The sequence below is a fragment of the Candidatus Nealsonbacteria bacterium CG07_land_8_20_14_0_80_39_13 genome (assembly GCA_002779355.1).
In the GTDB taxonomy this organism is placed as follows: Bacteria; Patescibacteriota; Minisyncoccia; order Minisyncoccales.
In genome coordinates this window covers 1-14,564 of the sequence record PEWS01000040.1, presented here as the reverse complement: position 1 = coordinate 14,564, position 14,564 = coordinate 1, and the positions used below count along the sequence as shown (strand labels likewise).

Here is a 14,564-nt window from a genome sequence, read left to right as displayed (position 1 = left end):
ATTTCGATTATTTTAATTCTTCAAGCTACTTGTAATTTATGCGTATAATTTGTATTTAGGGAGCAAATTTTGCAATAGCAAAATTTGCTGTGGGTAGGGAGGGATTTGAACCCCCGAAGACCGAAGTCATGTGGTTTACAGCCACACCCATTTAGCCGCTTTGGTACCTACCCGTAAATATAAACTTAACACAAAATCATTTAATTTCCAATCTCCTTTCCGTGTTCCGCCTTCCAGGCTTCAATATCTTTGTGGTTGCCCGACAGCAAAACCTTAGGCGCCTTCCAACCTCTTGACTTCTTATCAGGCAAAAATACTTCCGGCCTGACGTATTGGGGATACTCAAGAAATTTTTTATTCTTAGCGACTCTCTCTTTGAGAAATTCAGGCTTACCAATAACTCCCGGTTTCAACCTCGTTATTGTTTCCATTACTATCATAGCCGGCAATTCCCCGCCCATCAGGTCGTAATCCCCTATTGAAATCTCAACGTCAGCTATATGTTCGGCCACTCTTTCATCAACCCCCTCATAACGGCCGCAAATCATTATCAATCGGTCAAATTTGCTCAATTTATAAGCCATCTGCTGGTTAAACTTCTCTCCCCTCGGCGTAAAGAGTATAACCTTAGTTTTCCGGTTTATTTTTAGTTTTTCGTTTTTAGCTTTACATTTAATCAAACTGGAGACGGCTTTGTATATCGGCTCCAGTTTGATGACCATTCCCAATCCTCCACCGAAAGGCCGGCCGTCAACGGTTTGATGGCGATCAAAAGCCCAATCCCTTAAATTGTGGATTTTGATATTAATTATTTTCTTATCTTGAGCTTTTTTTATAAAAGTCTCTTTTAAATAAGAATCAAAAATATTAGGAAAAATTGTGATGATATCAAACCTCATATCTTTAAATGAAAACCGCGCTGTCAATCATTGATGATAGCACGGTTTTCCTTGTCCGGTAAATAAATTACTTACAGGCTAAGTTCTTCAAAATCTCCTGTCTCTTTTTTAACTGCGCTGTGAGAAGGAGCTGAAGTTCTTCCGCCTTCAGGTTCCTCTATTTTCAAGTTAACCCGAGCGTGATTCTTGAGGCCGACAATCCGGACTAAGCTCCTGATTGATCTGGCAATAGAACCGGCTTTGCCGATGATTTGACCCATATCTTCAGAGTTTACCTTCAAAGAAAGCAAAACTCCCATCTCGTCAACCTTTCGGTCAACAACGACATCTTCAGGGTGATCAACTAATGCCTTAACCATATACTCAAGAAATTCTTTGTCATTGGCTTCTTTTGTCATAATTTCAAAAAGGTTTTTCTTTTTCTTTTAATCTTCTAAGTGTCTCGACCTTTATCTGTTTATATTTTATCTTTTCAAAAACAATTGTCAACTTTCCTATTGAGCTACGGCTTCCGCAGGTTTCTCTTCTTTCTTGGCTTCCGCAACAGGGGCAGTTCCTCCTTCAGCCGGCTTCTTCTTGTCGTCCAGAGGACGATGGGCCTCTGGCCTAGATTTTTTATGAACTGCTGTTTTTTTGCCCTCAATGATCTTTCCAACAATTAAAAGATTGTAGACTGTTTCCGAAGGCTTTGCGCCCATAGAAATCCAGTGCTTTATTCTGTCTCCGTTCAATGTTTTTTCTTTTGTCTTAGGGTTCCAAAAACCAACCTCCTCAACAAAACGTCCTCCTCGGGGAGCATTCTTTTTATCCGTAACCACAATTTTGAAGAAAGGCTGATTTTTCCTTCCTTTGCGAAGCAAGCGAATTACCAACATAATATTTGAAATTTATTTAATTATTTCCAATTTTTTACCTCTAATGCCTTTTTAGCCGCTTTTATCTCTGCTTCTTGCTTTGACGAGCCGGTATCCTTAGCTACTAATTCTTTATCAAGAAAAACCCCAATAGTAAAGACCTTGTCATGGTCAGGCCCCTCTTCTCCCAGAACCTTATAAATGGGAGTAATGCCTGCCCTTTCTTGAGACTCTTCTTGAAAACGCGACTTATCGTCTTTAAAAAGTTCGTTTTTTTCAATATTGGACAATTCCTTGAGTAAATTTTTTTCAATGAATTTCCGGCAGACTTCTATCCCCTGATCAAGGTAAATTGCTCCCAAAACAGCTTCAAATGTATTAGCTAAGATACACTGCCTTGCCTTTCCCTTTTCCTTTTCCTCTCCTTTGGATAGCAAAAGAAAGTCATTGTATCCGAGCTCGCCGGCAATTTTTGAAAGCATATTTGTATTCACCAAAGCCGCTCTCCAGTTCGTCAATTCACCTTCCGATTTTTCCGGTTGATTAACGTAGAGATTCTCCGTTATTATCAACTCCAGAACCGCGTCTCCCAAAAATTCCAACCTCTCGTTATTGCTCAAGTTAAAATCCGTATTTTCGTTCAGATAAGATCTGTGACAGAAAGCTTGAGTCAGTAAATCCTTATTCTTGAAATTAACGCCAATTTCTTTTTCAAATTTTTCAAATTTTTTCATCATCATCTTTTTTTTCATTATCTCCATTATCCTCATCTTTTTCATCGGGTTCAGTTATCCCCGCTTGTTTATAGACTGTCCCTAAAACACCATTTATGAATTTCCCTGAATTCTCTCCACCGAATGTTTTCCCCAACTCTATTGATTCGTTAATGGCCACCTTAGGGGGAACAGCTTCTTTACTTCCATATAAAAGCTCATACAAGCCGATTCTTAAAATATTCCTGTCAACGATACTGATCTGATCAACTGGCCATTCCGGAGCCGCCTGTTCAATTATCTTATTAAGGGCTTCAAAATTTTCCACTACTCCGGCGGTCAATTCCCAAATAAAACTCTTGTCTTCCAATCCCGGCCCCATTTCCTCAATATCTTTCTCAACTATCTTCTCCAGATTATTCTTTTTATTGAAAAAATCCCACTCGTAAAGAGCCTGTAAAACTATGCTTCTAGACAAATGCCTACTTGCCATAATTAATTTTTAGAGAGTTCTTCCGCTGTTAATGGTTTATCTTTCTTGGCTTCAGCTTCTTTTTCCGCCATTTCTCTTTCCTTTGCCTTCCTCTCTTTTTTAGTTAATTTTTTCATCACGTCAATAACTTCTTTCCCTTTATAAAAACCGCAACTTAAGCAAGCAACATGAGGCAAGACAGGCTTAGCGCATTTTGGGCACTTATTTAAGGTCGGAATAGTAAGCTTAATATGGGACCTTCTCCTGTTTCTTTTTGATTTGGTATGTCTTTGTTTAGGAACTGGCATAATTTCTTAAAATTTTTAATTTATTATAGATTATCATATAAAATTAAATCTTACAACCCCATGCGCCTAATTTTCCAAACGGAAGGTTTTTCGGTGAATCTTGCAACAGCCGTTTTTCCTTATGGCTTTATAATGCTCTTTCGTCGGATAACCCTTGTGCTTGGCGAAATTATATTTCGGATACTTTCTATGCTCTTTCTCCATTATCCTGTCCCTTGTCACTTTGGCGATAATGCTGGCGGCGGCGCAGGAAAAAACTTTAGCATCTGCTTTTATTATTGATTTCTGCGGAATATCTTTTTTTATTTTAAAATTTCCATCAATAATCAGAAAATCAACTTTAAATTTTTTTATTGCTTTTATCATTGCCAGTTTCGTCGCCTCCAAGATATTTATCTTATCAATTATTTTTTCAGAAACCCGGCCAACCCCCCATTCTATCGCCGGATGATTCGTCAGGACTTCATAAATCTCTTCTCTCTTTCTCGCCGATAATTTCTTTGAATCTTTCACCCCTCGCATCTCTTTTAGAAATTTGAAATTTGAAATTTGAAATTTGTAATTTTTTAACATTACCGCTCCAGCCACAACCGGCCCCGCAAGCGGTCCCCTTCCGGCCTCATCCAACCCCACTACGTACTTATATCCGCTTTTCCACAACTTTTTTTCTTCATTTAAATTAGGGTATCTCATAAAACCATTTTACCATACTAACAAGATATAAGCGTTGACGTAAGCGTTGACGTCTGACGTCAACATAGGCCCGTCAACATAGGCCTCTTCAAACAATTTACAGGGGTACAATTTGCAGGGGTCTGACCACTGCGGAATTTACAGGGGTCTGACCCCTGTAAAATCCCTGTAAAATTGCTAAAAAATTTGAAATGGCTCATGAAAATTTGACGTCTGACTTATTTTTATGGTAATTAAGGGGCAAGGGAAATAATAATCCCGTCAAAAAAGTGCGATAAGCACCTTAAAAAAAGAAAAAACCAAAAAATGAAAGAAAAAATGAAAATTGTTTTTCGACTACCGTCAAACAACGGTGTTGACAACAAAATCGTCGCAAAAAAAATATGGGGGAATTTTAGTTTGAATGTATCCGAAAATAACGAATACGAGACTCTTATAAATTCTGTGGAAAGAGTATTAAAGACGCAACTTGGAGAAAATTTCAAAAAGAAGATGGTTGATATAGATGAATTCTGCCAAAGAGAACATCTCACGTTAACCCAAACAACGGGAATAAGGGGAGTTCTACGATATAAGACGGTTGATGAAAAAGTTAGTATCACCGATAGTGAATATAGAAAGATAACCATCATGCCATTTCCCTACCTCATCTTGAAACTTTCTGAAGAAAACAGCATCTATCTCTTTCCGAAGAAAGGCATATCCGAAGGGGAAACGTCCTGGCTAAAAATTAAAAAGTTGATAAATAAACTAAACGACGACGATTACGAAAGCAAAGTATTTTTTGCCATTCCAAGAAAAGAATTAATCGAACTTAAGAAATTCTTAAGAATGAAATTTATTGATATAGAAATAAAAATTAAAAATGGCGAAGCTAATTATAAATGCTATTTTTCTTTAAACATTTACGCCAAGAAAGAAAAAGATATACGCGACATGTTTTGGGAAAATTCGCGAAGTGCAAGTACGGAGAAAATTCCATTTGCCGAAATAATGGAAAAATACATTCAACGTTGATTTAATTCAACGTTTTTTATTGCGAAAATTTTAACATTAGAATGTTAAAGTGCTAAAATACTGCCATGAATAAGAAATTTACTCATCTGCATGTGCACTCTCATTACTCTCTCCTTGACGGCCTGCCCAAGATTGACCAGCTTTTGGATTACGCCAAAAAATTAGGAATGGATTCAGTCGCCCTAACCGACCACGGCAATATTTACGGGGCTGTTGAGTTCTGTAAAAAAGCTAAAGAAAGGGGTATTAAACCGATAATCGGCTGTGAGGTTTATGTTGCCTTTGAAAGCATGCGCCAGGAGAGGCCGAACATTGACGACAAAAGATACCATTTGATTTTATTGGCCAAAAACGAAAAAGGATATAAAAATTTAGTAAAAATAATAACCCAATCTCACCTAAAAGGGTTCTATTACAAACCAAGAGTTGACGAAGAATTATTATCCCAATATTCAGAAGGATTGATCGCCCTCTCCGCCTGTATTCAAGGGAAAATCCCGAGGATGATTATTAATAATAAAATGGACGAAGCGGAAAAAACCGCCCTCAAATACCAAGAAATTTTCGGCAAAGAAAATTTTTATCTGGAACTACAAAAACATAAAAACCTTGATGGCCAAGAAAAAGCTAACGAAGGATTAATCGCTCTCTCCAAAAGATTGGATATCCCTCTGGTGGCCACAAACGATGTCCATTATCTGAAACCGGAAGACGCTGAAGTCCAGGATGTACTGATGCTTATCAATACCGGCGCTAATCTTAACGACCCGGAAAGAAGAACCCTGATTAAAGACGATTTTTCCTTCAGAACGCCGGAGCAAATGGCTGAAGACTTCAAGGAAACTCCGGAAGCGATTGAAAACACCGGGAAAATCGCCGAGGCCTGCAATTTTGAATTCAAATTGGGGGAGATAAAATTGCCTAAATTTGAAGTCCCTTCAGGAAAAACCCCTGACGAATACTTACGGGAACTCTGCCTTGAAGGGGTGGAAAAAAGGTATCCGGAAGGAGATAGAAGTAAGATTCTGGAAAGAATGGAATACGAACTTTCAGCTATCCAAAAAATGGGGCTGGCTTCTTACTTTCTGATAGTCCAAGATTTCGTCAATTGGGCCAAAAAAAACAGAATCGTGGTCGGACCGGGAAGAGGTTCGGTGGCCGGCTCTTTGGTTTCCTTCCTCGTCAACATCACTAACGTTGACCCTTTAAAATACAATCTTTTATTTGAAAGATTTTTAAATCCGGGAAGAGCTGAAGGACTGCCTGATATTGACCTTGATTTCAACGACCGGCGCAGAAATGAAGTAATTGAATATGTTTCTGAAAAATACGGTCGAGATAAGGTAGCTCAAATTATCACCTTCGGAACAATAGCCGCCAGAGCCGGAATCAGAGACGTGGGAAGGGTTTTGGGATATGAGTACAGCTACTGCGATGTGGTGGCGAAAATGATTCCTTTCGGCCTTGATTTGGAAAAAACATTGGCCAGCGTAACTAAATTCCGGGAACTTTACGAGGGAAACCAAAAAGCCCGCAAGCTGATTGATCTGGCTAAAAGATTGGAGGGGGTTGTCCGACACGCCTCTACTCATGCCTGCGGGGTTGTTATTTCTAATCAGCCCTTGGACGAAATTATTCCTTTGCAGCATCCGACCCAAAACGATAAAATCATTGTCACTCAATACGAAATGCATGCTGTGGCTGACTTGGGATTATTGAAGATGGATTTCTTGGGATTAAAAAACCTGACCATTATCGAAGACACTCTTTCCAGAATATACAAGGTTCAAGGAAAGAATATTGATTTGGAAAACATCCCTCTTGACGATGAAAAAACTTATAGACTTCTCCAAAGAGGGCTTACGGTCGGAGTATTCCAGCTGGAAAGCGAGGGAATGAGAAAATACCTAAAACAATTAAAACCGAGTAATATTGAAGATATTATCGCTATGGTTGCCTTATATCGTCCGGGGCCGATGGCTCTTATTCCGGAATATATTGCCGGCAAGCACGGACAAAAAGACCTTACTTATTTCCATCCGAAATTGAAACCGATTCTGGAAAGCACCTATTCCATCCCCGTTTACCAGGAGCAAATTATGAAAATCGCCCAGGACTTGGCCGGCTTTTCCATGCCTGAAGCTGATGTCTTAAGAAAAGCCATCGGCAAAAAAATTGAAAAACTTCTGATGGAACAGAAGAAAAAATTCGTTGACGGGATGAAGAAAAACAGCATCAACGAAAGCGTCGCTTTAAAAATATGGCATTGGATAGAACCATTCGCCCACTATTCTTTCAATCGATCCCATGCCACCTGCTACGCTATGATTGCCTACCAAACCGCTTATCTGAAGGCTCATTTCACAACTGAATTTACAGCCTCTCTTTTAACTTCAGAAAGAAACGATACGGAAAGAATCGGCTTCCTGATATCAGAGGCCAAAAGCATGGGAATTGAAGTTCTTCCTCCGGATATAAATGAAAGCTTGCAGAATTTTACCGTTGTCCCCCCCAAACAAATCCGCTTCGGACTTTTGGCGATAAAAAATGTCGGCGAAAATATAATGGAAACAGTCATCCAAGAGAGAAAAAGCTCCGGACCCTATAATTCAGTATTTGATTTCGTTGACCGCGTCAGCGCCAGATCAAAAGATCTTAATAAAAAATCATTGGAAAGCCTGATCAAGGCAGGGGCTTTTGAAAAATTCGGCGAGCGGGGACAACTCTTACATAATGTAGAAAGGTTGCTTGAGTATGGCAGAGAAAACAAAAAAATGAAGTCCAACGGGCAGAAAAGCCTTTTTGGGGCGATGGAAAGCGAGAAAAAAAACAATACTGAATTCCGCTTGGATAAAATTGAGCCTATTTCCGAACACGAAAAATTAAAATGGGAAAAAGAACTTCTCGGTCTTTTTGTAACAGCTCATCCTTTAGATGGATTTCAGGATATATTATTGAAATACACTACCCCTCTTTCAAAAATAAAAAACTATATCGGCGGGACAAAAGTAAAAGTCGGGGGAGTTATCGGCGCAATTAAAAAAATAATCACCAAAACCGGAAAGCCGATGCTTTTTCTGAATATTGAGGATGCTGACGGCAAGTTGGAAATAGTTGTCTTCCCTAAGATAATGGAAAAGAATCCTCAATTGTTTCAGGAAAATAAAATCGTCATTATCGTCGGAAGCGTTGATTTCAGGGGCGACTCCCCGAAAGTAATCTGCGACGAAGCCCGTGAACTGACAAAAAAACCATAAGTGGAAAAAAGGAGGGTTTCTGATATAATAAATAAGTTAATTCAGAAACTCGTTTCGGTCAAAGGCCGATCCGCCCCTGGCGAAAATTCGTTAATTAATACAATAAAATAATAAAATTATGAACATAGAAATTGCAAGACATTCGCTCGCTCACATTATGGCTATGGCGGTTAAAAAACTTTACCCGAAAGTTAAATTTGGCATCGGGCCGGCAATAGATAAGGGATTCTATTACGATTTTGACTTTTCTGAAGTCAAAATCGTTAAATCCCAAATCCCAAATCCCAAATCCCCAGCCAGAGGCTCCAGCCAAAGGCTGGTCAGCCTCTGGCCGAGGTCGTCCTCTGGACGACAAATCCCAAACCTAAAACAAAAATTCGGACTATCGCCCGAGGACATAGTAAAGATTGAGAAAGAGATGAGGGAATTGATTAAGCAGAATATTAAATTCAAAAAGAAGATCGTCTCCAAAAAAGAAGCTAAAAAAATATTCCGCGGACAGCCCTATAAATTGGAATTGATAAAGGAATTGACCGATAAAACAATTTCTGTTTACGAGAGCGGAGATTCCATTGATCTGTGCAAGGGCCCTCATATAAAAAATACCGAAGAAATTGTCGATGGCAGTTTTAAATTGACAAAAACAGCCGGCGCCTACTGGAAGGGAGACGAAAAGAATAAAATGCTGACAAGGATTTATGGTTTGGCTTTTGAGACAAAAGAGGAATTGGAGAAATACTCAAAAATGATGGATGAAGCGGAAAAAAGAGATCATAGGGTAATCGGAAAAGACCTGTTTCTGCTTGACCCTGTTGTCGGGTTGGGTTTGGCGATGTGGAAACCAAAAGGCGCTCTCCTTTGGAGAATAATTGAGGATTTTTGGTACAAAAAACACCTTAACAATGGCTATCAATTAGTCAGATCCCCTCATATCGGCAGCAGAAATTTATGGGAGCAATCAGGCCATTGGAATTTTTACAACGACAGCATGTATCCCGTTCTTGAAGTAAGCAAATCATTGAAAGACTATCAGCAATCAGAAGGAAAAAAAGAAAAAGAAGGAGTAAAAAAAGAAGAATATTTGCTTAAGCCGATGAATTGCCCCTTCCATGTAAGGATTTATAAATCAGAGCTCCGTTCCCACAAAGAACTTCCTCTACGCTGGGCTGAATGCGGAACGGTTTATCGCTATGAAAAATCAGGCGAACTCTCCGGACTGACCAGGGTCAGAGGATTCACTCAAGACGACGCTCATATCATCTGCGCCAAAGAACAAGTTGAAGATGAACTAAAAAGGGTGGCGAACTTCATTAAAGAATATTTTGAAGCTTTCGGTTTCAAGAACTACAAAATATATCTCTCTTTGAGGGACAGGAAAAATAAGGACAAATATGCCGGCAATGAAAAGGGCTGGAAATTTACCGAAGAAGTTTTGGAAAAAGTAGCTAAAGAATTAAATATTGAATACGAGAAACAGGAAGGAGAAGCTGCCTTCTACGGTCCGAAATTAGATTACAAAATAAAAGACGCTCTCGGACGGGAATGGCAATGCTCAACCTTACAATTTGATTTCAATTTGCCGGAAAGGTTCAATATGACCTTTATTAACTCTAAGGGCGAACAAGAGCAGCCATTCATGCTCCACAGGGCGCTAATGGGCTCTTTTGAGAGATTTTTAGGGCTTTTAATAGAGCACTATGCCGGAGCGTTCCCTTTATGGCTATCCCCTGTCCAAGTTTCCTTAATACCGATAAGTGAAAAACATCTGGAGTTTGCCCAGAAAACAGCTGATGAGCTGAAAAAGAATAATATCCGTGTAGAAGTCAAAAAAAAAAACGATACCCTCGGCAAGAAAATCAGAGCGGCTGAAATGGAAAAAATCCCCTACATCTTAATTATCGGAGACAAAGAAATTGAAGCCAATTCCGTTTCCATCCGCTCCAAGAATAAAGACTTGGGAGCGATAAAGATAGAGGATTTTATCCAAAAACTAAAGAAAGAAATAGAAGAAAAAACTAATTTATAATAACTTGTCGGCGGAAGCTACTCCTTTAATGATGTCTTTAAGCATCGCCTCTTTTTTCTTTTTTCTCACAATGGGGAAGATATAAAATGCCCCAAAAGCTACAAGAGCGATTGTCGCCAGCCAGAAAAGATATTGCCAATTTTGCCATTGAGAAATTGAGAAAGCTGTGCCGGAGAAAACAGTTGCGATTCCGGATGCGCCTGTTCCCGCTAAAGAAATCTTAACCGAATCAGAAGACTTTAAATTCCCATCGCTCACAGTTCCGGCTATAGAAAAATCAGAATCATCCAAAATCCTGCCGGTGAGCACTCCCAAGGTTATCGTTTTAGAAGAACCTGAAGACAAATCTCCGACATTAACTAAGGCGATATCTCCTTTATAGGCATCCCCTCCAATTTTAAGATCGTTTTGGTATTTGAGTTCCTTGGGTAAATTCACCTCCACAGAAACATCTTCCAAATCATCTTGTCCGCTATTGGTAACGACCAAAAGAACATCCAGCTTGCTTGAAGGAGAGGCCTTTATGTCTTTACTCCAGTCGGTTGACTCCCCTGCTTCTTTGCATAAAACAGAAACCGAAAGCCCTGATATTTTACAGTCAGCCGGACATCCGCAAGGAGTTTCGTTGCAGTTGCAAACGTCATCTCCGCAAGATTCGCAACTCTCGCAATAACTATCTGAACCGACTGAACAGGCTGTTCCGTCGCATTTCAATTCATTGGCGCATTTATTATTATCGCAACTGTCAGAGGTACAGTCGTTTTCATCGGCGCAATCGCGATATTTTCCCTGTTTCAAATTATTGGAATCGTACCAAAAAAGATTATCTTCTGAACACTTTTTTGTATAATTTTTAATATAAGTATTTACAGGTCTTGTACAGGCTGAATTATAAGAGCAGGCTGATTTGCCGACAGAGCACGTCTCGCCGACTGAACAATAATCAACCACTGTCCAACTTGTCCGCTTCAAAGACTGCTTCCATTCGCCAAGACACAAATTACTTGCTCCTGAACAATAGCGAAATGTGCTGTTTGACCTCTTGGCCACATCAGCTCCGCACCCCGTTCCCCAAGGACAGCCATATTGAATTTCTACTTTTGTTTCGCAAATTGAAGTTGAAGGCTTGTAATAACACCCATCGCAACATGGGCCGAAAGAACATTCGCAAGCCGGCTTAACAACACATTTTCCGTTTTCACAGCCAAGCGAACTACAGTTTTCCACAAACTCACTTTCTGCTTTTGAGGTGGAGAAACAAGCGGCGTTATTACACCCCCGATCATAACAATTTCTTTTTTTATAAACATTGCCACTTGAACAATAATTGGTCCATTGGTCGCAAGAATCGCTTCCGCATTCTTCTTTCTTGTCATTTTTTATATTATTAGAACAATACCAATAGACATCTTCATCGTAACATTGCGAATAACTGTGATTGCTGTAACCATTACAAGAACCACTCCCGCAAGAACCACAACCGTTACATGATGCCGGAATATATTGGGGTACGGAAATATACTGAATTGAACCTGATTGAACAACTGCAGAACAGCTAACTGTTTTTGTTTCTGTTCCGGAAACAACAGTTAAAGTCGGAGTAAAAGTTCCTGCCGAACTGAATGATTTAGCGCAAGTTGGATTGGTTCCTGTACAATCCCCCGTCCAAGCGTAAGAATACGTTCCTGTTCCGCCGGAAACTGTAGCTGTAAAGGTTACGTTATTGTTCGTCTGAACCGGGCTCGGACTCGCCGAACACGAAACAGTCAAATCGGAAAAATCAATGCTTATGCCCTCCGGATTAGTCCTTGAACATTCATTAACGCCTGTATCCGCATTTTTCGCGCAAACACTGGCTTCGGCGTAAAACGACCCTATTACAGCTTGAGTTATTTGCCAAGATTGCGCGCAATTTGTCGCATTTTGACAATCTTTACAATCGGTCAAGCAAACCTTTTCTATCCCATCGCCGTCAGAAGCTGTAATAGTTACAGTTACATTAGTTCCGACAACTGCCGAATTAGTCGAAGCGGTTAATGTCCCGCTTGTCGGATTATCAGCCGCTGAAACCTGACCAACCGTAAAAAACAGACCAACTATAAGTAATGTTACTATTTGTATGATTTTTTTAAACATATTTTTTATTTTTATAATAAATTTATAATAAATTATTAACCCCTAATATTTAATATGTTAGCATAAGGCTCTTTTTTTGTCAATAGCTTGACAAATCTATCAATCAAGATTATACTTTAATCTATAGAGTAATAAAATATCTTACTCTATGAGTACCTTGATAAAAAAATGCAAAAAGGAAATTGGCATGGGGCAACGCCCCTAGGGCTGGTCGTAGCGGAAGCGACAAAAAAAGGAGGAATTGGAAATGGCGGAAACGGCAGCGGAATGATGCTGATGCTGGTGTTGGTGGTGGTAATGAGCTCGGCGGTAAGTGCGGCAAACGCGACGATAAGCGTTTCCGTAAAAGACTTATCCAACGGGTCAGTGCCATTAGCGGGCGTAAACGTAACCATTGTAAATATAACGGGCATCACAAACGGAAACGGAACCGTAGAGTTCGTACTGAATGTTACAGGGCAAATAACCGTGACAGCTCAAAAGGCGGATTATGGGAATGCTAGTGTAATCAGAGTAATTCCCGATGGAAACAGTTATACATTAGTGAACCTCCAGATGGTGAGGTGCGGTTATGCCTATTATAGGGACGCCGATGACGATGGTTATGGAATAACGACGGCGACGATGTTTTGTGAAACGACCCCTCCCGTGGGATACAGCAACGTCTCGGGCGACTGCAACGACAACAACGCACTAATTCATCCCGGTGTGCCAGAGACATGCAATAATATTGATGACGATTGCGATGGTAGCGCAGATGAAGGATTAACCCTTTACACGTATTACCAAAATTTTGATAGCGACACATATGGCAATGCGTCAAATGGAATAACGACATGCAACGCAACGCCACCAACCGGTTATGTTAATGTCTCGGGTGATTGCAACGATCATAATGTCACAATCCATCCAGGAGCGACAGAGGTTTGTGGCAACAGTATTGACGACGACTGCGATGGACTTATTGATGAAAACTGTCAATGGGAGCGTTGTAACCCCGCCTACTGGAACAACGGTATTGATGAAGACGGAGACGGGAATATGACAATAGTTGATTTAAATATCGCTAACGCCACTTGTTCTACGGGAGTCTTGCTGGGAAACCCGACAATTTGCAATTTATCTATTGCAAATAACGGAAACGTCCCATTAAAAGACGTGTATGTCAGTTCTCCAGACTTGGGACAATCGATCACGATCCTAATTGTGAATCCCGGAGAAAGTATTTTCATGTCGTGGAATAAAGTCTTCCCCACTACAGGAACAGTGAAAATCAGATTTTACTCTGTCGCAAGAGTAGATCTCTGTTAGACGAAAGATGATGGATAAAATGAACCTGAAAATTTTTTTGTCAATAATGCTATTAGCGATATTGACACAGGGGGTTTATTCTGATAATTGCGCCGGCAATTGCAACATAACCAACGCAAGTGGCTTAGATGCCTATGCGGAGGTGAACGTTACAATAGTGTGTAATACGGTAGAAATACCGAATAACACTATTGACGATAATTGTAACGGCGCCGTTGACGAAACATATTGTATCCGCTACAGAGACGCCGACGGCGATGGCTATGGCAGTGGGAACAACACAACTATGTTGTGTAACGTAACGGTACCAGCTGGATACGTCAACGTCTCCGGCGACTGCAATAACAACAACGCTACAATTCATCCCGAAGCTACAGATGTCTGTGGCAACGGAATAGATGAAAATTGCGATGGATCTGATGCAGTCTGCCCCACTTATTATAGTGGTGGCAGTAGCAGTAGCAGTAGCAGTAGCAGTAGTGGTGGAACTAAAAACGCCGGCATTCCGATAAATTCAACAGTGTGCGGAGATGGTAAGTGCGAAAGACTGGAGACGTATGAGTCGTGCTTCAAGGATTGCCCGAAGCCAATTATCTGCGGTGACAGCACCTGCGAAGGTAATGAAACTAACATTACCTGTCCCAAGGACTGCCTGAAGCCTGTTGTCTGCAGTGACGGAGTCTGCGAAGGTAACGAGACCAACGTTACCTGCTTAAAGGACTGCCAAAAACCTGTTGTCTGCGGTGACGGTGTCTGCGAAGGCAACGAGACCAACGCCACTTGTCAAGGAGACTGCCCAAAGCCTATCATCTGTGGCGACGGTGTCTGCGAAAGTAACGAGACCAACATTACCTGCCCTAAGGACTGCCAAAAACCTG

At 40.4% G+C, this 14,564-nt stretch carries 13 protein-coding genes and 1 tRNA gene; 5 read left to right on the top strand and 9 right to left on the bottom strand.

Annotated elements, in window-relative coordinates; translation table 11 throughout:
* Nucleotides 1-90 precede the first annotated feature (90 nt).
* The 8 genes from COS96_02775 to COS96_02740 all read right to left on the bottom strand — a co-directional run bounded on the left by COS96_02775 (nt 91) and on the right by COS96_02740 (nt 3,939).
* Nucleotides 91-173, bottom strand: a tRNA-Tyr gene (locus COS96_02775).
* A 27-nt stretch (nt 174-200) separates the two neighbouring features.
* The gene (locus tag COS96_02770) at nt 201-899 is read right to left on the bottom strand and encodes a tRNA (guanosine(37)-N1)-methyltransferase TrmD (GenBank protein PIU43727.1); all 699 of its coding nucleotides are present in this window, start codon (nt 897-899) and stop codon (nt 201-203) included.
* 71 nt (nt 900-970) lie between these two features.
* On the bottom strand, nt 971-1,297 hold the full coding sequence (locus tag COS96_02765; protein PIU43726.1) for an RNA-binding protein: 327 nt from the start codon (nt 1,295-1,297) through the stop codon (nt 971-973).
* Nucleotides 1,298-1,393: 96 nt separating this feature from the next.
* Nucleotides 1,394-1,774 (bottom strand): 30S ribosomal protein S16, encoded by a 381-nt coding sequence (gene rpsP / locus COS96_02760; GenBank protein PIU43725.1) that lies wholly within the window; start codon nt 1,772-1,774, stop codon nt 1,394-1,396.
* Nucleotides 1,775-1,794: 20 nt separating this feature from the next.
* Entirely contained in the window at nt 1,795-2,490 is a 696-nt protein-coding gene (gene rnc / locus COS96_02755; protein ID PIU43747.1) for a ribonuclease III, read from the bottom strand.
* Complete coding sequence (gene nusB / locus COS96_02750; protein PIU43724.1) at nt 2,474-2,959, bottom strand: transcription antitermination factor NusB; 486 nt, start codon at nt 2,957-2,959, stop codon at nt 2,474-2,476. The genes rnc and nusB overlap by 17 nt, the downstream gene beginning before the upstream one ends.
* Before the next feature lie 2 nt (nt 2,960-2,961).
* Entirely contained in the window at nt 2,962-3,246 is a 285-nt protein-coding gene (locus tag COS96_02745; protein ID PIU43723.1) for a 50S ribosomal protein L32, read from the bottom strand.
* A 66-nt stretch (nt 3,247-3,312) separates the two neighbouring features.
* Nucleotides 3,313-3,939: a ribonuclease HII gene (locus COS96_02740; protein PIU43722.1), complete on the bottom strand. Its 627-nt coding sequence runs from the start codon at nt 3,937-3,939 to the stop codon at nt 3,313-3,315.
* 306 nt (nt 3,940-4,245) lie between these two features.
* Between COS96_02740 and COS96_02735 the strand changes: the two genes are divergently transcribed.
* From COS96_02735 to COS96_02725, 3 genes are all read left to right on the top strand, one after another.
* A complete protein-coding gene (locus COS96_02735) occupies nt 4,246-4,956 on the top strand; it encodes a hypothetical protein (protein PIU43721.1) in 711 nt (236 codons plus the stop codon).
* Between the two features lie 65 nt (nt 4,957-5,021).
* Nucleotides 5,022-8,213 (top strand): DNA polymerase III subunit alpha, encoded by a 3,192-nt coding sequence (locus COS96_02730; protein PIU43720.1) that lies wholly within the window; start codon nt 5,022-5,024, stop codon nt 8,211-8,213.
* 118 nt (nt 8,214-8,331) lie between these two features.
* Nucleotides 8,332-10,239, top strand: coding sequence for a threonine--tRNA ligase (locus COS96_02725; protein PIU43719.1), 1,908 nt, complete (start codon nt 8,332-8,334; stop codon nt 10,237-10,239).
* Here COS96_02725 and COS96_02720 read toward each other — a convergent pair.
* Nucleotides 10,234-12,375 carry a hypothetical protein gene (locus COS96_02720; GenBank protein ID PIU43718.1) on the bottom strand — a complete coding sequence of 714 codons (2,142 nt, stop codon included), beginning with the start codon at nt 12,373-12,375 and terminating at the stop codon, nt 10,234-10,236. The two genes, COS96_02725 and COS96_02720, sit on opposite strands and share 6 nt — an antisense overlap.
* Nucleotides 12,376-12,543: 168 nt before the next feature.
* Here COS96_02720 and COS96_02715 point away from each other — a divergent pair, with 168 nt between their 5' ends.
* Nucleotides 12,544-13,686, top strand: a complete 1,143-nt coding sequence (locus tag COS96_02715; GenBank protein ID PIU43717.1) for a hypothetical protein — start codon at nt 12,544-12,546, stop codon at nt 13,684-13,686.
* A gap of 46 nt (nt 13,687-13,732) precedes the next feature.
* On the top strand, nt 13,733-14,564 hold an 832-nt coding region (locus COS96_02710), incomplete at its 3' end, for a hypothetical protein (protein PIU43716.1).